At 38.5% G+C, this 21,891-nt stretch carries 16 protein-coding genes; 6 read left to right on the top strand and 10 right to left on the bottom strand.

Going from position 1 to position 21,891, the window contains the following annotated elements; translation table 11 throughout:
• The first annotated feature begins 40 nt into the window (after positions 1-40).
• The 5 genes from DKG80_RS13100 to DKG80_RS13080 all read left to right on the top strand — a co-directional run bounded on the left by DKG80_RS13100 (position 41) and on the right by DKG80_RS13080 (position 4,082).
• Positions 41-742 carry an HmuY family protein gene (locus DKG80_RS13100; RefSeq protein ID WP_109831812.1) on the top strand — a complete coding sequence of 234 codons (702 nt, stop codon included), beginning with the start codon at positions 41-43 and terminating at the stop codon, positions 740-742.
• Positions 743-816: 74 nt separating this feature from the next.
• Entirely contained in the window at positions 817-1,707 is an 891-nt protein-coding gene (locus DKG80_RS13095) for a ChaN family lipoprotein (RefSeq protein WP_109831811.1), read from the top strand.
• 122 nt (positions 1,708-1,829) lie between these two features.
• Positions 1,830-2,687 (top strand): helix-turn-helix transcriptional regulator, encoded by an 858-nt coding sequence (locus tag DKG80_RS13090; RefSeq protein ID WP_109831810.1) that lies wholly within the window; start codon positions 1,830-1,832, stop codon positions 2,685-2,687.
• Between the two features lie 92 nt (positions 2,688-2,779).
• Entirely contained in the window at positions 2,780-3,622 is an 843-nt protein-coding gene (locus DKG80_RS13085; protein ID WP_109831809.1) for an NmrA family NAD(P)-binding protein, read from the top strand.
• A gap of 64 nt (positions 3,623-3,686) precedes the next feature.
• The gene (locus DKG80_RS13080; RefSeq protein ID WP_109831808.1) at positions 3,687-4,082 is read left to right on the top strand and encodes a DUF5367 family protein; all 396 of its coding nucleotides are present in this window, start codon (positions 3,687-3,689) and stop codon (positions 4,080-4,082) included.
• On the opposite strand, the gene DKG80_RS13075 is transcribed toward DKG80_RS13080, so the two are convergent.
• Together DKG80_RS13075 and DKG80_RS13070 are read right to left on the bottom strand one after the other, a co-directional pair.
• On the bottom strand, positions 4,066-4,869 hold the full coding sequence (locus DKG80_RS13075; protein WP_109831807.1) for a DUF1853 family protein: 804 nt from the start codon (positions 4,867-4,869) through the stop codon (positions 4,066-4,068). The genes DKG80_RS13080 and DKG80_RS13075 overlap by 17 nt on opposite strands.
• On the bottom strand, positions 4,859-5,815 hold the full coding sequence (locus DKG80_RS13070; RefSeq protein WP_109831806.1) for a TRM11 family SAM-dependent methyltransferase: 957 nt from the start codon (positions 5,813-5,815) through the stop codon (positions 4,859-4,861). The genes DKG80_RS13075 and DKG80_RS13070 overlap by 11 nt, the downstream gene beginning before the upstream one ends.
• A gap of 203 nt (positions 5,816-6,018) precedes the next feature.
• Here DKG80_RS13070 and DKG80_RS13065 point away from each other — a divergent pair, with 203 nt between their 5' ends.
• Positions 6,019-6,870 (top strand): nuclear transport factor 2 family protein, encoded by an 852-nt coding sequence (locus DKG80_RS13065; protein ID WP_109831805.1) that lies wholly within the window; start codon positions 6,019-6,021, stop codon positions 6,868-6,870.
• A gap of 91 nt (positions 6,871-6,961) precedes the next feature.
• Here DKG80_RS13065 and DKG80_RS13060 read toward each other — a convergent pair whose 3' ends face one another.
• The 8 genes from DKG80_RS13060 to DKG80_RS13025 form a co-directional block, all read right to left on the bottom strand.
• On the bottom strand, positions 6,962-7,639 hold the full coding sequence (locus DKG80_RS13060; RefSeq protein ID WP_109831804.1) for a class I SAM-dependent methyltransferase: 678 nt from the start codon (positions 7,637-7,639) through the stop codon (positions 6,962-6,964).
• Between the two features lie 353 nt (positions 7,640-7,992).
• Positions 7,993-10,671 (bottom strand): sialidase family protein, encoded by a 2,679-nt coding sequence (locus DKG80_RS13055; RefSeq protein WP_162555872.1) that lies wholly within the window; start codon positions 10,669-10,671, stop codon positions 7,993-7,995.
• 172 nt (positions 10,672-10,843) lie between these two features.
• Entirely contained in the window at positions 10,844-11,605 is a 762-nt protein-coding gene (locus DKG80_RS13050) for a LytR/AlgR family response regulator transcription factor (RefSeq protein ID WP_109831802.1), read from the bottom strand.
• A gap of 31 nt (positions 11,606-11,636) precedes the next feature.
• Entirely contained in the window at positions 11,637-13,337 is a 1,701-nt protein-coding gene (locus DKG80_RS13045) for a tetratricopeptide repeat-containing sensor histidine kinase (protein ID WP_162555871.1), read from the bottom strand.
• Positions 13,338-13,445: 108 nt separating this feature from the next.
• Entirely contained in the window at positions 13,446-14,027 is a 582-nt protein-coding gene (locus tag DKG80_RS13040; RefSeq protein WP_109831800.1) for a hypothetical protein, read from the bottom strand.
• A gap of 508 nt (positions 14,028-14,535) precedes the next feature.
• Positions 14,536-15,387, bottom strand: a complete 852-nt coding sequence (locus tag DKG80_RS13035; protein ID WP_109831799.1) for a LamG domain-containing protein — start codon at positions 15,385-15,387, stop codon at positions 14,536-14,538.
• 255 nt (positions 15,388-15,642) lie between these two features.
• Positions 15,643-17,892, bottom strand: coding sequence for a T9SS type A sorting domain-containing protein (locus DKG80_RS13030; RefSeq protein WP_109831798.1), 2,250 nt, complete (start codon positions 17,890-17,892; stop codon positions 15,643-15,645).
• A gap of 279 nt (positions 17,893-18,171) precedes the next feature.
• Positions 18,172-21,777 (bottom strand): glycosyl hydrolase 115 family protein, encoded by a 3,606-nt coding sequence (locus tag DKG80_RS13025; RefSeq protein ID WP_109831797.1) that lies wholly within the window; start codon positions 21,775-21,777, stop codon positions 18,172-18,174.
• Positions 21,778-21,891 lie beyond the last annotated feature (114 nt).

The raw sequence follows: 21,891 nt of genomic DNA, 5'->3' as shown, positions 1-21,891 counted from the left end.
AACAATTAATTAGAATAAGTCTTAATAAATATAAATTGATATGAAAAAGTATACGCTATTGATGATGTTGGTTGGAGCGATAATGTTCGCAGCATGTGAAGAAGAAGAGCCAGCACCGTATGCAGGTGAAGATGAATTGCAAGTCGCTATGTATAGCTCTCCTGATGTATATGAAGAGGCCTATAATCATCATACTAGGAAAGAGGAAAAAATCAAACTTGACTATAATAGACAAGTTTTCGTAGATCTTGATGCTCTTTCTGAAACGGTAGCTGCTGATACCTTAGGTATTCACAAAAGTTCAGATGACTTTACAGAATTTGATCTATGGGAAGAAGGAAAAGATGTAGCAGAAGGAATGGAAGGATGGGATATTGTATTCTCACAATATAATGGTAGAGTGGATGATGGTACTGGAACAGGTGCATTAACTGCCTACTCAGTCACAGGAGTACTGTTAAACAAAGGTGTAACAAGCGCAGTCAAGGTAACTGACATTGACTATAGTAATATTACCGTTTCAGAAGTGGAGGAATTAACACTTTCTACTGAAGTAGATGTGATAGGTCATGCATGGAAACAGCTTGATTTTTCTACTTTCCTTTTTGAGATCGTTGCGAATGAGTTTTTTGTAATCAAAACTACAGACGGAATGTATTTTAAGTTAGCCTTTACCAGTTTTTACAATGATGAAGGAGTAAAAGGGTTTCCTAAGTTTAAGTTTGAAAGAATTTTAAAATAATAGAATCGACTCAGTTACAAACGTCATTGCTCTCACTAACGTAGATTGCAATGACGTTTTTTATCATAAATATTATGAAGCAAATATTTTTATTCACGTTCTACTTTGTTCTGCTCGGTGTATCTCAAATTTCTGCTCAAGCCCTCCAAGCCTATCAGATTTTTGATTCTGAAGGTAAGACTACGGACTTTGGTCAAATGGCTGAAGCACTGAAAGATTACGATATAGTTTTTTTCGGAGAGCAGCATAACAACCCTATTGCACACTGGTTGCAAATTGAGCTGACCATGAGCCTGTATGACAAAAAGAATGGAAATCTGATCCTTGGAGCTGAGATGTTTGAGCGAGATGCTCAGCTAGTTTTGAATGAATATTTATCGGGGTTTGTCAAGGAGTCACATCTAATCAAAGATGGAAAGGCATGGAATAACTATAAGACAGATTATGCCCCATTGGTAGACTTTGCAAAGGAGAAAAGTCTGCCATTCTATGCCACCAACGTACCACGTAGATATGCCAGCATGGTGGCAAAGAAAGGTATAGCGATACTAGATACATTGAATAAAGAAGCTAAGAAAAAACTATTACCACCACTACCAATTACTATCCCTGAGTTAGAATCTTACGAAGAGATGAGGGCGATGATGGGACATGGTCATGGTATGAAGATGAATGCCGATAATTTCATTGCAGCTCAAGCAATTAAGGATGCTACTATGGGATATTACATCGTCCAGGGAATGAAAGAGAATAAGGGGACAACTATGATTCATTTCAATGGTAATTTCCATTCAAAGAATCACGAAGGAACAGCTTGGTATGTCAAAAACTACAATAAGAAGCTTAAGGTAGCTGTAATTTCATTTGTCTCTCAGGAAGATATTTCGGCTGTCGATGATCTAAATAAAGGCACTAATGATTTTACAATTGTTTGTCCAGCAAATATGACGCAAACTAATCACTGAGATAATCGCGATAGTTTTATGCATAATTCCGCACTTCTAGTTGATCAATAGCTTCTGATAGATAGATAACTTTTGGGCGCGAAGAACGTCCTTAATTTTCTCCACTATATTATATTGAGGCTATGATACGAGATGTGTTTGATTATCAGGATTTCACAGTGCTTGTAGAAACAAGCGAGGCATCCAGCGATACGTTGGATGTTTGTGGGTTTGAAGAGCCAGTGCTAGGGGTAGCATTCTATGGGGCAGGTAATGTAGATTTGACTGTTCGGTATGGAGATAAAGCGAGATCGTTTAGTCGTACACAAGGAATGGCTCTTTCATTTTATGCAGATGAGAATGTTGATTTCGAACATTTAGTCTCTGCATCGAAGCCGCTAGAGTGTATTCTTATTGCTACTAAAATGACTAACCTTACAGAACTTCCTAAGCTAGAAGGAGAGTTATTTGGAGAGATGCTGGGACAATTGGTGAATCCAAATGATCATTATGTAGAAGGACCTAATTTTTTCATGCCTCCAGAGATGCAAGCATGCGTCGATCAGCTTTTTAATACAAATTATCAGGGTAAGGCCAAGGTATTGTTTTTCAAAAATCAAGTAACTACGCTCTTGGCACACTTCTTTGGACAACTGTCCCAGATACCTGACCAGTCAATACCAAGTGATGAAAGACAAAAACTTAATCTGGCTAAAGATATTTTAAACCAGAACTTCGAAAACCCTCCTTCACTCACTGAACTAGCACAAGAAATAGGGTTGAATACCTTTAAACTCAAGACCAATTTTAAGGCCATGTTTGGTTTACCAGTTTTTAAGTATTTACAAAATGAACGTCTGACCAAGGCTCATGATCTTATTCAAAAGGAGAGCTTGACGATCCAAGAGGCTGCTTGGCAAGTCGGTTATGATAGTCTTAGTTCGTTCTCCAATGCATTTCATCAAAAGTTTGGTTACCGTCCCAGTAGATTGAGTCAATAATACCTTTCGAACAAATCACTATACTTCCTGAACAAGCCGTTTAAATGGTGATTCTTGAGTTTTGAATTATCAAAAATTTAAAACCAAGTAATATGAAAACGAATATTTTAGTAATTGGAGGAACAGGTAAAACAGGAAGAAAAGTAGCTCAAAAGCTGAATGCTTTGGATTACAATGTCAGAATAGGGTCACGAAGTGCGAATATTCCATTTGACTGGAATAAGTCTGAAACATGGGCTCCAGCATTAGAAGGAATGGAGAAAGTTTATATCACTTTTCAGCCAGATCTAGCGGTTCCAGGTGCTAAGGAAGCTATACTGCAATTGGCTGACCTTGCTATCAAATCAGGAATCAAAAAGGTAGTACTTCTTTCTGGAAAGGGAGAGCTAGAGGCTGAAGCCTGTGAGAAGATCATAATGGATTCAGGGATTGATTATACTATAGTCCGAGCATCATGGTTTAGTCAAAATTTTAGCGAGAGCTTTTTTATCCAACCGATTTTGGAAGGTCATGTGGCTCTACCAAAACCTGAGGCTCAAGTTCCATATGTAGATACCGATGACATATCAGATGTTGTCGTGGCAGCACTTACTTCCGATGATCATGCTCGTCAACTTTATGAACTTACTGGTCCTAGAACTCTTACGTTCGAGGAAGTAGTTGATGAGATCTCGAAGGCGACAGGAAGAAAAATAGGTTTTACACCAATTTCTCTAGAAGAGTATATCTCCTTCTTGGAAGGTGCTGGCGTACCAGCAGACCATGTATGGTTGATCAATTATCTATTCGGAAACGTATTGGATGCTCCGGGAAACAACAGGATCTCTAATGATATCGAGAAAGTTCTAGGGCGAAAGGCAAAGGACTTTAGCCAATATGTAACCGAAACGGCTAAGACTGGTGTTTGGAATCAAACTCAAGAAGCTGCTGTATAAATTCTAGACTTAGGGTTGCTCGAAGGGTTTATCCTTAAGAGCAATCCTTCAAATTTTATCAATCATGAATTATATAAGAGCTGTAATTATAGCAATCATTGTTTGGATACTGGGAGTAGCACTTTATACGATAGGGTTGACTATTGACTTAATGGCTAACAAAGAGCTGCAAGGAAATATAGTAGTAGCGTTAGCAATATTGCCTTTGTCAATGTGCGGAGCCAAAGTCTATTATAGAAATGGAAGCTTAGCCAATGGACTTGTATTGGGCGTATTGATGTTTATCGTTACTGCGTTTTTGGATGGATTGGTGACTGTTCCATTCTTCATTATCCCAGAAGGAGGAAGCTATTCGAGCTTTTATGGAGACGTAGGTTTTTGGCTCATAGGAATGGAGTATGTCGGAGTCGTTTGGTGGACTTCGTGGTCGGTAGCAAGATCAACTACCACCAGACAATGAAGAGCTTCTGAAGTTGAGCATCAGTAGTTTTTACCCAACACATAGGTGAAACTTGATTAGAATGTAAGGTGTATAGATGTTTTTTTAAGTCATCTATAGACATCCATTTCACATCAAGATGAGGCTCAATAAGCCAGTCTAGTTTGTTAGGAATATAGAATTCAAAGTCCGAGAAGTTGGTCAGATCGTCAGGTCTTAAGTAATAACCGATGATACATTCATTGTTTATCAGTGGCAAATCTGTTTTAGACCAATGGTACGGAACAAAAAGTTGTGCTTTGAAATAGACTTGCTGCTCAAAGTCCAGAGCCCCAATTCCTAACTCTTGGAGCAAATTCTGAGTTTCTGGGTGGTAGAGAAGAGGTAGTTGCTTCTCTTTTAGCTTTGCTAATTTAAATACCAAGCTATCCTTTCTATTTGGACCAATCCATCGGCTAAGTTCGTCGGGAATAGAAGGATCATAGAGGTAGAATTTGTAGACGATTTCTAGGTGAATGCATTCATTGGGTGTTTTGAGTAAGCAGTCTAGTTCACCTATAGTCACACGGTCTTTGAATACTTGAAGGTTGGTGACCATCACCTCCAGTGAGGGGTCTCGTTCAAGCTCAGCCAATACAAACTGTTCTGTGAGCTTACCCAAGCGGATGTTCTCGCTGGAGGCAATGGAGGAGGTATCAATTGTGGTAGTCTTATTAGGTTGATATTGCTGCAAGCCTTGAAGTGTATCTCTCCATAGAACTGAAGTATTTAGATAGCCTGTGACTCTCTTATCAATATTATTCATCATTACTTAGACTTTCACACACCCAAATTCTTCTCGTAAACTTCCGCTTACCAGCTTTGTCAACTAGACAATGATCTACGACTTTGAGTTTTGCTTGCAGTATCATTTGACTAATGTCTGCGATGGAAACAATCACTACTCTGTTACCCAACCGAGCTGCTGATTCGATGATGTTCCAGACAATCTCATCATCTGCATAGGCATAATGGTTATATGGAAGGTCGATAATTACGGAATCATATCTACCATCCAAATCCTTGATATCACAATGGTGAACTTTGGCTTCGTAGCCATAGAATTTGAGGTTTTCAAGTGTATGGCTATATGAGCTGTCGTTGATGTCACAGCCTTCAATTGAAAATTTTGAGATACAAGCTTCTAACAGTACTGTTCCTACACCACAGCATCCATCCAGTAGTTTTTGTTCGCGAATACCTAGAGAAGCAATACTCACCAAGGCTTTTCCTGTGATCATTTCTATGGAATTGCTAAATGAACAAGGTTTATCATTGTGCTTGAGCCATTCTATGCTGTGTTTGGTCAAAATGCCGAAATACCAAACACCTCTTATGAAACAAATCCCATAGGTAATCATTGGGTTCTTAAAATCTGGAGCTGCATCGACACAGTAACCAAAGTCCGTTTCGATTCTACGCCTCTCGCTAAACTCAACCTTTTCTCCTTCCAAATTGATATACTCTGTCCTAAAACCAGGAGTCTGAATATGCTTGTCCCAAACGTCCATTAAGAGTCGATCATAATCGCTTGCGGAGGAAACAATTTCGATTCTATTTTTAATGAAAGGGCTTATGGATGGCTCTACTTCTTTATCACAAAAAAGCAGTTTGTCTTTCTCCTCTTTACCGAACAGCTGTCTAGATTCCAGCTTGCACAGTTCACTGTGATGGTAATCATATTTGAAGGAATAGATGTAACGATGTTTTTGCATTCAGATGAGGAGCTATTTGCAGCAAAGCTATAGTCTGCTTGTGCAAGGAGTTCTATTCTGAAGTTACATTTATTGAAAGTCGTCATACTATTCTTTTCAAAATAGTATCTGTCGGCTCAAAATTACCATGTAAAGCGTTATATGTATTATCCTCACTTTTTGACCTGCCTACACCTTTGTGCTGTTAAATTAATTACAGAAAAATGAATAAGATATTTTTAAGCATAGTGATGATTTTTGGAGTTGCAATCTTTGCTTGCTCAGATGACGATAACTCCGATGGACAAACAGAAATAACTAACAAAGAGAAGGTTGTAGCTCTTTTGAAAAGCATTGAAACTGGTGATTCGGAGCCTAGTAGCTATATCAACCCTGATAAATATATTCAACACAACCTAAGTGTTGCGGATGGACTTGAGGGTTTTGGCGAAGTACTTGCTCAACTACCTCCTAACTCTGCTAGAGTAAATACTGTGAGGGCTTTTGAAGATGGTGATTTCGTGTTTACTCATACTGATTACAACTTTTTTGGACCAAAGATTGGTTTTGACATCTTCCGATTTGAGGATGGTAAAATTGTAGAGCACTGGGACAACTTTCAAGAAACCCCTACAGAGCCAAACCCAAGTGGACATACTATGATAGATGGCCCTACTGAAATCACTGATCTTGAAAAGACTGAAGAGAATAAAGAACTAGTGAGTCAATTTGTAAATAACATTTTGGTAAATGGAGAAATGGATAAACTAGCAGGCTATTTTGATGGTGACAATTACATTCAGCACAATCCTAGTATTCCAGATCAAGTATCAGGACTTACTGCAACACTTGAAGCTTTAGCTGGACAAGGAATTTTTCTCAAATATGATAAAGTTCATAGAGTACTGGGTGAAGGGAACTTCGTTTTGACAGTAAGTGAAGGAACTTTTGGAGATGATTATAATGCCTTCTATGACTTGTTCAGAGTTGAAAACGGCAAAATTGCTGAGCACTGGGATGTTATAGAGAATATTCTTCCAGAAGAAGAATGGAAAAACTCAAATGGCAAGTTTTAAGATGCCCTAAATTATTGTGATGCCTTGGCTAGAAATGGTCAGGGCTTTTTTTGATCAGTATAAATCAAACGATAAGTAACCTTTTTGGGGGTTAAGCTTTAACCCCACTAGTAAAGATTCCTTCTATTTTATGCGCTATTCCGTCTAGTTCGAGATCGGGTTCTTCTATGATTTGAGTAGAGATATTTGATAATCCTGCACTTTTAAACATCGATTCTAATTCATTGATTTCATATTTCTGAAAGCCAAATTGAGTTAGTTCAAGACTATCCAGACAGTTTTTGGAGCGATAAGCACAGAGGAGTTTGCCATTAGGCTTGAGTACTCTGATGAGTTCTTTGATATTTTCATTAGGCTGTGGCCAAAAGTAGAGCGTGTTGGTGGTGGTAATACTGTCAAAGCTATTGTCTGGAAATGGGATTTTTTCGATAGAAGCACATTCGAACTGCACTTTGTTTTGATCTATTAAGTCTTCGTTGATACGAGAGGCCTCTGCTACCATCGTAGAAGAAAAATCTAATCCCACATATGACAAATCATCAGCCATCTCAAGGAGGTTGCGAATGAAGAACCCATTACCCATCCCAATTTCAAGAATGTGATCCTTATTTTGAGGAGCTAGTATATGGTAAGTATTTAAGCAAATATACTTGTTGCCATCGTTCATTAGGGTGCCAACTTCTTTGCCCTTTTCTCCTTCAGGCTTTCTTAGATGAGAAGCAAGTTCTTCAAGTGTTAATTCTTGGTCAGAGTTGAGAGATTCAGCCATGGTTTTAGATGATTTGTTTTGATTGAATTACAGACTTTTTACAAAAACCAATGTAGGCTAAGAACTCCTTATTCACAATGTTTTTTAGGTTTTGCCTTGACAGCGTCTGTCAACTATGCTTGACAGGGTCTGGTAATTATGCTTACCAACACCTTGCAAGCATAGTTGACAAGTGTTGGTAAGGGGAAGGTCATTTTATTCTAGATTTCTTATGCCGAATAACCATTCCTATAGTAGGTGTGATCACTTATTAGGAATAAGAAGCTACAAGTTCCCGGATAGTTTTCATGGTTGGTCATGAAAACCTCCGGGATGAAGATCGGTTTTTGGAATATGATCTTACTCTTGTAGTATTAGTTAATCCCTAAAGAATTAATATCCCCTTCAGGAATAATCTTTCGGTCGATTGCGTAGTAATAGCCTGCTCCATATGTTGAGCTGTAGTAGACTCCATCCTTGTGGTAGTTGATATCTAAGTCATTTAATCTATCAGACTGAATGTTGCCAGAGTTGATTTTATACCAAGTAATACCCTTATCTAGTGATCTATAGATACCAGGGTTTAACATATCCGTCCCTTTAGAAGGTATTGAAACTAGCAATACATTAGGGTTAGTCTTAGAGACTCTAATGTTATTGGTAAACTGATATGGGAATACTTGTTGCCAGTCTTTTGTACCTTCTTTGTACCATACGCCTCCATGCTGGATTTTTCCTTTCATCGTTCCTCCTGAAATATAAAATCTGTTGTCAGATTCAGAATAGTAAAAATCATGGACACTGACCATACCTTTTGGTATATTGACTTTCTCCCAAGTGTCACTGCCATCTTTTAACTGAAACAACCCACCTGGTTTGCTGTTTGTACCAGAAATAGCGGCATACATCGCTCCTTTGTTTTGATCATCAAGGCCTATTTTTTGAACTGCTTTTTTATTAGGAAGACCATCATTAATGTTTTTCCAAGTTTTACCACCGTCCATTGATCGGAGTACTCCATGCATATCAAATGATTTAGGAGGTCTTCCCGTTACATCGTTGACAGATTTATCGGGAATACTGATATAAAACCTATTGGGGTTGTTAGGGTCGATTGTCAAGTTTTGCTGAGGGACTATTAATCCTACAGGATTACCATATTTTTTCGGATCAAAAATTACACCATGCTGGGCCCAAGTCTCACCAGCATCAGTTGATTTCATCACTTTACCGAAAAATGCCTGTCGATTATGAACACAATAGAGTGTCTTATCATCTTCTGGGTCAACGATTACTGAGCTTACAGAGCACTCCATAGGTTTTTCCTTGTTGGGACTATGTAGTTTTCTTACTGCCAGTCCATTGGATCTTATGTTTCCACCGTCATTGGTATTTGTCCAGATCGTATTTTCGCCTGAGCAGAAGTATATTGTTTTTTTAAGACGCAGGTCTTGTACAATTTCATTTCCTGGGAGATTACTATTCCCGCTTCCTACCCAGTTTTCCGTACCCTTTGTAGCTACTTGCTCGTCATTTTCTAGCCACGTATCACCGTTGTCATTGGAGATACAGACTACTTTTGCCACTTGATACATGATCGTAGACCCATCACTGTTGAACTCTATAGAAGCTCCTGCTTTTCGGTCATATTCATCACGATTTTCCCATTCTGTTTGACTTACCCAAGATACATTGTGTGCGGTAGGATTATTTCTAGCTTCCCAAAGGGCTTTGTCTTTGCCTTCCCATGCTTTTCCATTTCTCAGCGTGACATACCAGCTTTTGCCGCCATTGTCTGTACGCCATAGCATACCTCCGGGGAAAGTAAATTGAGATTTGTAGTTGTTCACTAGCATCACGTGATCAGGGTTTGAGGGGTTGACTCTCACTACACTGATCGAATGAAGCATCTCATCCGGTAGTTCAGGGTAGAGACTCATAGCTTCCTTTTCATGGATCTGGAAGTATTTCGCTAGGCCATATTTGTAGTAACCCTTCTTGATAAAAAAGCTACTCAATAGGTCTTTTTTGATTGGCATATTAGCATTGATGTTGACCCAGCTTTCTCCTTCATCAGTACTTTTATATATACCACCATTGTAGGACATACTTTTGCCGTTGGGAATATATTTGACAAGGTCGATTGCGTACAGGGTCACCTTTCCTGTTCTCTTATCATAGTGCATGTCAGCAGATCGAATGATGTCGTTGTCTAGGCCAGTTCCTGCAAGAAGCTTCCAAGATTTACCGCCATCCTTACTTTTATAAAAACCATAAGTCGATGGTGCAAAAATTACCTTTGGATTGCCTGGGTGTACGAAGATCTTGGTGATTTGAGCTAGAGGCTCTATACCCTTTGGGGTGATTTCTTTCCAAGTTTCACCTTTATCAATGCTTTTAAAGATTTTACCTCGATGACCAAAGTCTACAGTTCCTCCACCAGGTAAGGGTACTTTTCTTTGAGAACCAAAAATGCCGTGAGGGGCTTTGTGATTGAAGAACATGTGATTGGCATCACGGACATGTCCAGTACCAGCATACCAAATATTGTCATTGGTAGGGTCTACTTCGAAGGTATTGATGTGCTGGTCTTTGAACTGGGCACTGATGTCGTCTCTACGCTTCCAGTTCAATCCTTTATTAACTGTGGTGTATACATAGTTGGCGTTTTCCATAGCACAGATTCCAAAGTTCTCATCTTGGTGAGAAAACTCAGGAGAATAAATTTCGACTGGTCCACGATTCCAAGACTTATAGCCAGGGCCATCGGGGTCCATGATACCATCATAAGTCCATCCTCTGTCGGTTGTACGATATGAGTTTCCCATATTCGGACCAAGGAATGCAGTATTTGGATCAGTTGAGTGCCAGTAGATATGGTAGTTATTACCTGCACCACCTGGACCAAATTGATACCATTGTACTGCTGGATCGGAAGGAATACGTTCCTTGTCCATTTTAGAGAAGTCAACGGGGGATTGTGCTAAGGCTGTGATTGAATTGCCAATTGCTAGTGCTAGTACAATCAACCCTATTAAAATTCGTGTAGTCATTGTCATTCAAAATTTAATGTCATCTGCATGAGGACAAAAATGTTGACTACCAGTTGGTCACAGCGGGGCAATAAATGTTAGATTTCGGTTGACCTCTTTTTGGTTATAATTTTTCACTGGTCGGATGAAGGGTGAAAAGTGGAGATTGACCAATTGTGATTAATCTTCTGGGCTAAAAAGGGCTAAAAATGCTAAACACCGTTTCTCTATATTGTTTGGCTACTGAGATTCTTTTGTCTTGAATAAATAGGAGATTTCCTTCAAAACCATTTACGGCATCGATATTAATAATAAAGCTTCTATGGACACGAATAAATTGATTTGAAGGTAGTTTCTCTTCCATCTTTCTCAATAATGTTGAGTAAATATATTGATCAGATTGAGTATAGATTGTCGTGTAATTTCCATCTGCTTCTAGTAGTGATATGTCACTCAATGATACACGCTGAAAGTGATTGTCTTTTTTAAGAAACAACCTGTCGGAAATATTCAAAACCTCATTTTCTGTAGGTAGGAACGGGTTCTTTTTATGAAGTACCGGTTCTTTGGGTTGATACGAGAAGTTGGACAATGCCAGTTCTATCGCAACAGGAATCTCACGATCATTAAATGGCTTGAGCATATAGGCAGCGGGACGAACAGCCTTGGCACGTTCAACCAAGGCGATATCAGCATGAGAAGTAAGAAAAATAAAAGGCAGATGAAACCTGTCATTGATAATTTTGGCTAGATCAATACCGTCTTGTTCACCTTCGAGCATAATGTCAAGGAGAAGTATGTCGATATCTTGATATTTTTCAAGTAACAAAATGGCCTCATCTACACTCGATGCTGTACCTGCTACATCATATTGTTTAGATAAGCGCAAGGCAATGTCTTGTGCTAACAATATTTCGTCTTCTACGATAAGTACTTTTATTCTTTCTGGGGTCATAAACTATAATGGTGGAATGTAGAATCAAATTTTAGGTTTTTTGATAAGGAATGGAGACAACCCATAGGCTTCCGCTATTACTGGAAATGGTAATACTGGCTTTTAACTGTGTGACCAGTGAATTCACCAGTTTAATACCAAAAGAATGGTTTTTCTCTTGTGAATTGGGAGTAAAACCTACTCCATTATCTTGTATTTCCAGTATCAAATGCTGATCGTTTAATTTGGCATTCACACCGAGTTCGGGGTGCTCAATTCCCTTAAAAGCATACTTAAGTGCATTGGTGACAAGTTCATTGATGATTAGAGCAATTGGTATAGTCTGATCTATACTAATAGATACTTTTTCGATTGAAATAGAAGGATTGACTTTGCTATTGAAAGAGTAACATAAATTTTGAACTAGTTCTTCTATATAATCACTTAACTCAATTTTGGTGTGTACCTCTTCGCGGTATAGTTTCTGATGTATGAGTGCTAATGCATTTACCCTATGTTTTCCTGCAGCAATGGCCGGTTCCGCTGGATGTCCCTTAAGTTCATTTTCTTGTAAGTTGAGTAAGCTACTTATCATTTGTAGGTTGTTTTTCACTCGATGATTTAGTTCCTTTAGCAGTAAAGCTTTTTCTTCTTCTCTGGTTGCGATCAACTCTTTTTGCAATAGAAGCGCTGAATTAGCTTTGATTTTTTGATGGTTACTTTTATACAGTAAGAAACTCAGTACTATGAAAATAATCATGATGACAATCACCGTTATGATTTCATGCTTTTGCCGTTCATTAATTTCATTGAGGTAGTAGATTTCTGCTTCTTTCTGGTCGATTTGATAATTAGCTTTTAGTTGTTCCAGTTTCTTCACATTTGCTTTGTTAACCAAGCTGTCTTGATAGATTTGGAAAAGTTCCTGATAGTGCAAAGCCTCTTTATAATTGTTTCTTGATTTGAAATACAAAACCAACAATCTACTGATATCTCGAATTTGTTCTTTCAGTCCATTCTTTTGGGCGATTTGCAGTGCTTCAGTGAAGTCTGATAAGGCTTGTTTCCAATGATTTTCTTTTTGATTGACTAGCCCCAAATCGGCGAGATATACTGAATGGGTATAAGGGTCACCTAGTTTTGTGACCATTTCTAGTGATGATCTTAAAGCCTTTCGAGCATCCTTTAGATGACCTTGTGCATTATAGACCATTCCCAAATTACCTAAGGCATAAGAATTTATGACTGGGTGGTTTAATGAATCATTGATTTTTAAGGCTTTGTTAAAGTAAAACAAAGCACTATCAAGTTGTTCATCAAGCCGAAAGACTTCTCCTAAATTATTAATGGTAAGTGCTAAATGTATCAGATTACCATTTTCTTGATACGCAGTGATTGCTTTATGAAAATAAACTCTTGCCTGGCTATAGTTTTTATCATTCGTAGCGTTAGATCCTAATTGCACTAATATCGAGGCTTTCATATCCTCAGCATTTAGCTGCTCAGCTACTTTTAAAGCCTTTAAGCTAGCCTCCATAGATTTTGCGTTGTTGCCAAGTAAACGTTCATTCACGCTAATCTCTTCATAAGCTCTAGCTTGAAGAAGAGGCTGATCCATATTGATAGCTAAATCTAAAGATTCTTTGGCATATTGAATAGCCAATACAGCATCAGGATGTTCTATTGATATCTTCCATAAAGTTTCAAAACGTTCCTCTTTAGATAGCGTGTTTGAGTTCAGCCTCTTTATCAAACTGTCCGCTTTTATTCTGTTTTGAGCCACTCCATCTAAAGAAAGCAAAACAAAAAATAGGACCAGTATATTGAGATAATTCACAGGTATAATTTACAATCCAGTCAATTAAGTTTTGCCCGAAGTCACTTTTGCAAGAGGGTCAAAGTTGGCGTAATAGGTATCTCCATTTATGTCAAAAGCTACTAACACTTCATAGGAAAAGTATTTGGACTTATTAGAGGAATCATCTGTGGTATTGTCTACTACCGAAACTGTAATCGAATTAGATTCTTTATTTCCTGGAGATAGGTATGCTGATCCATCAGGTGTGCAGACTAGTTTTAGATTTTCAGTTGATTTAAAGTATTTATTCCATGTGTCTAAAGTAGGGATGTTGTCAGGATCATGTTGCTCTCCTAAGAAATTAACCTTTAACTGTATTATTTGGGGTAAGCTTATTGGGCCAGCCTCAGGTACCGTTACTTCAAAAGTAATAGTTTGATTAACTCCAAAGGAAGGTATTTTCCCATCCTTATATAATGTATTGAGTTGATTGTCATTTGGCGTAAGATCCAATGGGAATTGTGGTGATTGGTATTTAACGTTTGTCCAAAACGTAACTATTTCCGCAATAGCATTGTCGTTAAATTCAATGTTTGAAACGACTTTATCCGCCTTATTAACCTCTTTTTTAATTTTTAATTCCATGTTATTTTTTAGTGTGAACTATTAACTATCCTTACTGCTCAAATGGTCTTTATTCCTTTTGGGTGCAGAAATTTTTAGAGTATAAAAATACAGTATTGTACCTAACGTATCATTATAATTTTCTATAGAATTTCAGATGAATTTTCTGACTGACCTGACTGCACAATAAGAAATACTTATCTCAGTATTAGTTTTAAAGCCTTTGATATTAAAGACAGCGGTTTCCATAGAGAGAATGAAACTCTCTCTACAAAAGCTATTAGATCCTTCTATATGAGGAAGGTGATTGGATTGTATAGGGCTAAGAAAATAGGTGTTAGGTTTACTTTGGTCGTCTCAATCATTAAGATGATGACAACCAAAGTAAAAATATTAATAGAGTAGATGCTTATTCAGTTCTGAGTGACATGTTATGAATAGCAATTCGGGTAGGGCAATTATTGTGTCGCTTACTCTTTGCTAAGTTTAGAGACGAAAGAGTAAGGAAGGAATAAAAGTAGATAACCACTTATTCTTCCAGCTTATACACTCTGATATAATCCACTAGCGTAGTTCGTTCCTCTAGAGTACCAGTGGCAACCATACTGCCTTCCTTCGGGATCGGGTTCCAGTTATAAGCTTCTATGGAGAATTGCACGTAGAGATCGTTATCAAAAGGTATCGGTGGTGTCAAAGTATATTGATATTCACCATCAAGGTAGAACAATAGCTCAGTAGCACTTTTCCAATAGAATCCATAGACATAGAACTTTTCGTGGTTTTTGGTGGAAGGGTACGTCGCTCCAGAGTCTCTTTTCTCATCGTTACAAGCAGTTTTTCTATGGATAGAGTTAGAATGCATAATCTGATCCCATCTATGTGCCCATTTGTGAGTTTCTTCAGTGAGGACTCCTACAGATTCAGTGATGTCAATTTCAGTTTTATCACCACATTCACCTCTGTGACATAACCAAAAACCGCCTCCCATTTCGGTTTTGTTCATCTTCATGCGGCACTCATAGTAGTGACCAATAGAAGAAGTAACCCATGATCTCAAGATCCCTCCATGGTACTTATAGTCATATGACCTTCCGTTATTTTCGATTTTAACAGACTCAGGAAGTTTACCAGCTTCGATGGTCAAATATCCATCTTTGATTCCGAAACTCTCTCTCTTAAATATAGCAGGCTCTCTACCAAGCCAATTGAGGTTTGGGTGTTTGAGAGGATCGATATTCCATTTAGATTCATCGATCTTTTTGCCTTTGAACTCATCGCTAAGTTCCTTGACTATTTTCCACTTTTTACCAGCTATTTCTGGTTGAGCATAGCTAGCCAAAAATAGTAGACTAAGCGCTGCTGTGATAATAATGTCTTTCATCTTTATACTTCCTTTTTTGAATAGATAGATTTACGAAAGTAGGTCTTGATACTATTCCCCTCTTTTTGTTTATTGATTGAAACAGTGTGTATTATGTCTTTTTCGAACCGGAAATAAAGAGAATTAGATTTAGTCAAATTTTAGGGTTGGGCTAGTTGTCATCTATCTATAATTCTAAGGCGAATAGATTATTATGAGAAAGACCAACCTCCTCACGAAGGCTGGTCTAATGATATATATACTACTAACTAAATATTATTCTACCATCAGAAGAGATCGTTCTTTGATGTTTTGGTTTTCAATTTCTACTAAATACGCACCAGTACTTAAAGTATCAGTATCGAATTTCTGAAGATTATGTGCATCAGAGTAATGGTGCATTAATTTTCCACCCATTGAGTAAACTTTAACCTGAAAAGGCTGAGAAGAATTTTTAACTTCGACAATGAAGTGGTTTTTAGTAGGGTTTGGGTATATGACGATGTCTGAAGGTTCGAATTCCAGAGAACTAACATCAGTAGCGACATCTCTATTTCCTAAGTCTGTACTGAAGTTGGATACCTGAAGGATGGCAGTACTGACATGTCCTCCATTGTCTGAGAAAGTTACCTCTACTTTATTGTCTTTCTTTAGGAGATCATATGAAAATGGAATTTCTAGTACTCCAAAGAAGTTATCCCTGTCTGCCTGATCTCCACCTCTAAAGTTTGAAGGTAGTGTAATTTCAGTATCATTCACTTTGATAGTAGGAGAAAGAGATAAACCATGATCACGTCCTACTCCAAGACGAAGAACCGCTTCACCATGATCTGACAGACTAACATCGTTCACATCAAAAGCAATAGTTGAGTTGGCTTCGATTGTTTGTAGATAGGTTTCAGCATAATACTTTGTTTCATCTAGTTGTTCATCGATGGTAATATCAGATGGATATGTGAGTACGATGACATAAGTACTTTCAGGATCAATCGTCAGATCAGTTGGTAATTCTGAATACTTGTCGATATCTAAAACGGGCATAGATCTGTCACTAGTTCCGTTGAGATGAAGGTGTCTCACTTCTATGTCAGTAGCAGAAATATCTATTCCTGATAAACTTAGGTCAATCTCATGTTTTACAAAGTCAAGGTTGTTGATCATAACATATGCCTTATCTCCTTCTACATAAGTATCAACCATAATATCTTGATTGTTCGAATATGAATCGACACGTGTGCCATTGATATCCATTAGAAGATCATATAATTTAATTACTTCTGTATAAACGAAGTCGCCAGAGTAGCTGGTAGGCTCGTTTTCTCTGCGAAGCATTCTTGCACCGTGAACTGAGGTAGGACCTGCGTCAGCGTTATATTGCCATTCTGCTTTTAGCATAAAGAAAGGCATGGCGTAGTTGATATTGTTAGCATGTTCCATGAACTGCATCATCATAGAAATCGTCGATTTCATTTTGAGCCAATCTCTGTACCCTGACCAGCCTTGTTTGTTGTAGTCATGGGTTTGAGCATTGTACTCTGATATCATAATTGGCTTCACCTTATCGAATTTCATCCAGCTATATTGCTCCATCATATCCAATGTAGCTTCCATGTTACTACCCTTACGATACTTAGCTTTTTTGTTGAATGTAGGGAAATCATATAAGTGTATGGTGAAAAAGTCCATATCAGCACCTGCTACATCCATGAAATGTTTATCTCTGTCATGCCATCTTTGGAAGTTGTCCTTGTCAAAATCAGGGAAAGCGGCACAGTACCCTCCGATTTGTACATCAGCGTTGTATTTACGAACCTCTTTAGCTACGTTGCTGTGAAATTCGAATGCCTTGGTCAGGCTATGAGGAGTTTCACCTTTGCTAGTAGGAACTGTTACTAGGTCCCAAAGAGGTTCATTCACTATCTCTACAAAATTAGGAAATGGCTTCCCTTTAATTTCTTCAGGAGAACCCTCGTCAGTCGTTCCATAATACTCTTGGATAAAACGACCTAAAAACTCTCCAGAGGCAGTGCCTAAAGGTTCTTCCTCGGTGTCAGTTTGAGAAAATGCCCACCCTTTATTAGTCTTCTTACCATCAGGATAAAAAGGATGAATTTGATTGCATAATATTTGATCATCTAGGTATTCGTATTGTTGCGCCCATTCCTTTGAATCATAGCCTTTCCTCACCGTTTTGCCGTAGCTGGCGATACTAGCAGGATCAGCAAAACCTGGGCGAGTAGGGTCTTCAGTGACTACGCTGTTGAGCGCATACTTTATAGTTCCGGTATTTCTACCAATATGAACATCTCTTTTGCCAAGAAAATCTCCGATTAGGTCATCTATTTTATTGTCAGTTTGCCAGTTTTTTTGATCTACTGTGCTGTGAAAATTTACAAATTTTTGACGGTCAAAGGTCTCAACATCTCCGAGCTTATGCTTTACATTGAGATTGACATTTACTTTGACTTGAGCTCGAATTGGAATCACTAGGATCAGTGACAATACTGTGAGTAGAAATTGTTTCATAATAGTTAATCTGTATCATAATAATCATTAGGTTAGGAAGAGATAATTCAGCGATAACTAAAATACGAACTGTATCACACCTATGCTTCATAGGTTAAGGTGTCACACAGAGCGTATCTAGGTATCATTAGGTTTTTGTCTAGTTTACATTGCCTTGAAGAGCAGTGCTTTAGGTAAATCAGATGTGTAATAGCGAGGAACGAAACGATTCGAGTTCAGATCTGCTGCAACTTAGATCGATTGCTACGGTTGTTTATTCCTCGCTATCAGGATATGCCTTTACATTCTGTCGATTTCCAGTGCATTTATTATCCACTGACCAGATAGTGTCAGTTCAAGTAACTCATCATTGCCAATCTCGACTTCTACTGTTTCTATCTTTTGTTTACCAGAATAGACTTTCTCATTTTTCATCAAGCTCTTACCGTTTATGGCAAATGACATGTCGAAAGTTTTTCCTTTGAAATAGATCATTTCAGCTTTGTTTCGAGCGTCTCCCATATAGTATTTTACCTTGTATTTACCTTTCTTGAGTCTTACATAGAACTTGGCTTCCTTCTTACCTGTAAGGCCATCTCGTTGCCAGAAAATGACGCGTTCTGAAGCCTCATTGTGATGATGCCATATGCGGTTCGCATCTGATTTACGCCAGCCAAATTGATTTTTGTTTTCATCGAAAACATGACGTTGATTCACAGGAGTAAACCCTAAAGCATCGATCATTGAGTATAATGCAAAATTGAGTTTCGCATCAGTTAATGGTTCAGGCTTAGGGTAGCTTCTCACTTTAGCTATTTCCTTCGCGATTTTTGGTAATTGAGCTTTCTTCGCAGGAGTATAAGCCACTATATTGTTATAACTCTCAGGAGCACCCAGTAAAGCTCTTTTTTGTGTTGACTTAGCTTGTTCATCTGTACAGATTACCAATCGATCTAGACCTATTCCGGTATTTACTTGATATATTTTGATAGTGTGATAACCTGCTTTTTCTACGGTAATTTCAAAAGGCATCTTTTCAATATGAGTCAGAATGTTGTTTTCCCAGCTCCATCTTTCTTTAGCACCACTTGGCAGAGTAGCTGATGTGCGCTGACCCTTGTGTCTGATCCCCGAGAGAACCTGAGGAGTATTTTCATCTAGCCCTATAGCCACTTCTGAGGTTTTGCCTTTACCTTCATTGAGAGTAGGTATGCGGTATAGCTGACCATAGAAAGTACCAGTGCTGGCGAAGTATACCGAGTATTCTAGACTTGCTGCATTGGACTGTATGTCATTCGTAACCTTAGTACCGCCTTGGATAAACATGGATGAACCTGTGTAGCCAAAATTCTCATATTCAGACCATTTTGCTGTTTTACTATCGTGCTTAGCTGTGTAATGCTCAGCTTCTATAGCTATCAAACCATTTCCTTCTATGTATGACTTTTCTTTTAGTTTGAGGTCGTACTTCGTAGCTTTTACTGGGTATGACTTTGTGAAACCTTGGGTGTCCTTCACTGTGACGGTAGCTATATTATCTCCAGTAGTGGCTTTCTCCCAATCAACACTCAACCATAAACGTTCTTCAATATCTAAAGTCCCGCTGCTTTTTGAGAATTTGATCCAGTCAACATCACTTTCTATAGACCATTGGTTAGCTTTTTCTTCACGGTTGAAAATATCAATAAACCTTTCGTTATTCTCGAATGATGAGAAACGTAGTTCTACTTTTTCATCACCGATTGCCTGACCTTCACATATCGATCCAATTCCTTTAACAGCTTCTTCGCTGAAGCTTTCGTCATAGACTAAATTGTTTGGAATATTAGCTACATCGAAAATGCGTTCTTGGAAATTATAAAGTGCATATGGATCCATGATTCCATTCCATTTTCCATCCGCTATTTGTTTATATACTTCCAAATCAGCTTGAATAGCTGCTTCCGCATTTTCTGATAGAACTTTGTAAGCATTGACACTGGCAAAGCGACCCTGCTTGGCATAAGCGACGTTTTTTCTATAGTAAACAGATTTTTCGTGCATTAGACGTGTCGATCGAATAGGATAGTAAGCCAGATGCCAGAAAGGTAATTTTGCAGATTCGTCAAGTTGGTCGTAAATGGACTTAGCTCTTAGCTCTAATTCATTAGCTATTTGAACCTTGCGTTGCGATTCATCACCAAAGTCAAAAAGACTAGCAAAACGATAGCGTCCATTGTTTTCATATTTCCAATCCCAGAATGGAAATAAGTGTTCTGGCTTTTTAGAACGGCAAAAGTTGTGAAAATCGGTGATTAACTGAGCTATATCTTTTGCTTCGCTATCGTTTACTCCGAATTGCTGTTTAGCAGTTTTTTGAAGGAAATCTTTAGTTGTGTTTTTGGGATATGAATCTATGTCATAGGCTAGAGACATAAAAAACTGAAGTCCCATCTCAGCAGGCTTGATATCTCCCACATTCACCATCCAGATTTTTCTCACATTTTGGTCATATACCTTTCTTAGTTCCTCCTGAATTAGAGGGAGTGGAGTAGTGTATAACCAGTCATAAGTTGCGCCACCCTGATAGGCTAAGTGATAGTAGATTCCATTTCCTCCAGCACGTTTTTGCTCGTGTGGTCTAGGTAGCTGACGAGCATACCCGAAATTATCTTCTGTCCATACCATCATGACGTCTTCTGGAAGCTTTATGCCTTCACATTTTTCTTTTCCGTCTTTACTCTCCCCGTTGTATAGCTCACCAGTTTCTTCGTAAGGAACGAACACTTGCGGTACTGCATCTTCAGAGCCGAACGTTTCTTTTATCATTTCGCGCTGACGGTTGATTACCCCTTGTAGCAGTTTCACCTTATTCTCTAGTGTTGGGTTTTCTAAGTTCTCGTACAAGAAAGGAGAATCATGAACACCTCTAATACCTAAAGTGTAGATCATATTATAGTCCTTGGCTTCATTTAAACGTTCTTGCCAGTAAGCCTCTATGGTCTTAGGGTTTACCGTGTAGTCCCACACTGGTACGCCCTTAGCGTCATACATGTCAGCGTGCGCATCAGCCCATTCGTACCACTCTGCGAAGTTGTTTCTCGCCATGTTTTCACAATGAGAAGAACCTACATAGATGCCGTATTCTTTTGCGTTCTTAGGATTGATTGGGGTTCCATCTTCATCTCTGGCCTCATAGAAATAGGCACTACGCTGCATCATTGCTGGCCAAATAGCATTGGCCTTAAGGCGTAAAAGAAGTTCAAATATGCGCTTGTAAACTTCAGGACTTGGGTGTCCATTCAGTTTCTCAACCGATGTTTTTTCACTCCACTGAGTTAGAGCTTCTTCATCATTGATGAATATACCGCGGTATTCCACAGAAGGCTCTTTCGGGAGCACAAGGCAATCTTCTAGTATTACCTGATCCTTTTTCTTCGGCACTACGTCTGCCCACCAATACATCGGAGACACTCCGATAAGCTCTGAGATTTCATAGATTCCATATACAGTTCCTAGAGCATCACTACCAGCCACCACTAAGGCATTCTCAATTTTGTCTAGAGGATTGTCTAGAGATTTTAATAAAAATGCCTGCTTTAGTTTTTCTATACCTTGGGCTTCGTCTAGATGATTTAGACTCTTCAGATTAGCTATTACCTGATCGTTAACTGACCCGATGATGATCACATTTTTACCAGCTTCATCGATGCTATTTACTATGTCAGGCTTTTGATCAGTGACTGCTTCTATATCTTTCTGAAGATCGAAGACTGCTCTTCGGATTTGCGGAGCTTCATCTTTGGCAACGTAGAGGGTAGGAACTTGACCTTCTAGAAAAAGAGGGAAATCATTTTTAGTCTGTACACATGCAGTAGCGATCATCATTAGGATCAAAACCGCGAAAAAAGAGTGCTGTTTTTTCATGCTTTGTCTTATCAATTATACTCAAAGTGCTGGCTTGTCAGAAGACGACAAGAAAGCCTTGGATCAAAAGTATATGATGTATAAGGCTGCAAGCGATTATAAGACTCGAATTAC

Source organism: Reichenbachiella versicolor (genome assembly GCF_003171675.1).
GTDB lineage: Bacteria > Bacteroidota > Bacteroidia > Cytophagales > Cyclobacteriaceae > Reichenbachiella > Reichenbachiella versicolor.
Note: the sequence above shows the minus strand (reverse complement) of the source record. Positions and strands in the feature narration are given on the sequence as shown.

Bases quoted from the DNA above. Each gene is read 5' to 3' on its own strand.
- DKG80_RS13060 (WP_109831804.1), bottom strand. From the start codon at position 7,639: ATGGCTGAATCTCTCAACTCTGACCAAGAATTAACACTTGAAGAACTT.
- DKG80_RS13055 (WP_162555872.1), bottom strand. From the start codon at position 10,671: ATGACTACACGAATTTTAATAGGGTTGATTGTACTAGCACTAGCAATT.
- DKG80_RS13080 (WP_109831808.1), top strand. From the start codon at position 3,687: ATGAATTATATAAGAGCTGTAATTATAGCAATCATTGTTTGGATACTG.
- DKG80_RS13040 (WP_109831800.1), bottom strand. From the start codon at position 14,027: ATGGAATTAAAAATTAAAAAAGAGGTTAATAAGGCGGATAAAGTCGTT.
- DKG80_RS13095 (WP_109831811.1), top strand. From the start codon at position 817: ATGAAGCAAATATTTTTATTCACGTTCTACTTTGTTCTGCTCGGTGTA.
- DKG80_RS13065 (WP_109831805.1), top strand. From the start codon at position 6,019: ATGAATAAGATATTTTTAAGCATAGTGATGATTTTTGGAGTTGCAATC.
- DKG80_RS13075 (WP_109831807.1), bottom strand. From the start codon at position 4,869: ATGATGAATAATATTGATAAGAGAGTCACAGGCTATCTAAATACTTCA.
- DKG80_RS13035 (WP_109831799.1), bottom strand. From the start codon at position 15,387: ATGAAAGACATTATTATCACAGCAGCGCTTAGTCTACTATTTTTGGCT.
- DKG80_RS13050 (WP_109831802.1), bottom strand. From the start codon at position 11,605: ATGACCCCAGAAAGAATAAAAGTACTTATCGTAGAAGACGAAATATTG.
- DKG80_RS13030 (WP_109831798.1), bottom strand. From the start codon at position 17,892: ATGAAACAATTTCTACTCACAGTATTGTCACTGATCCTAGTGATTCCA.
- DKG80_RS13025 (WP_109831797.1), bottom strand. From the start codon at position 21,777: ATGAAAAAACAGCACTCTTTTTTCGCGGTTTTGATCCTAATGATGATC.
- DKG80_RS13100 (WP_109831812.1), top strand. From the start codon at position 41: ATGAAAAAGTATACGCTATTGATGATGTTGGTTGGAGCGATAATGTTC.
- DKG80_RS13070 (WP_109831806.1), bottom strand. From the start codon at position 5,815: ATGCAAAAACATCGTTACATCTATTCCTTCAAATATGATTACCATCAC.
- DKG80_RS13085 (WP_109831809.1), top strand. From the start codon at position 2,780: ATGAAAACGAATATTTTAGTAATTGGAGGAACAGGTAAAACAGGAAGA.
- DKG80_RS13090 (WP_109831810.1), top strand. From the start codon at position 1,830: ATGATACGAGATGTGTTTGATTATCAGGATTTCACAGTGCTTGTAGAA.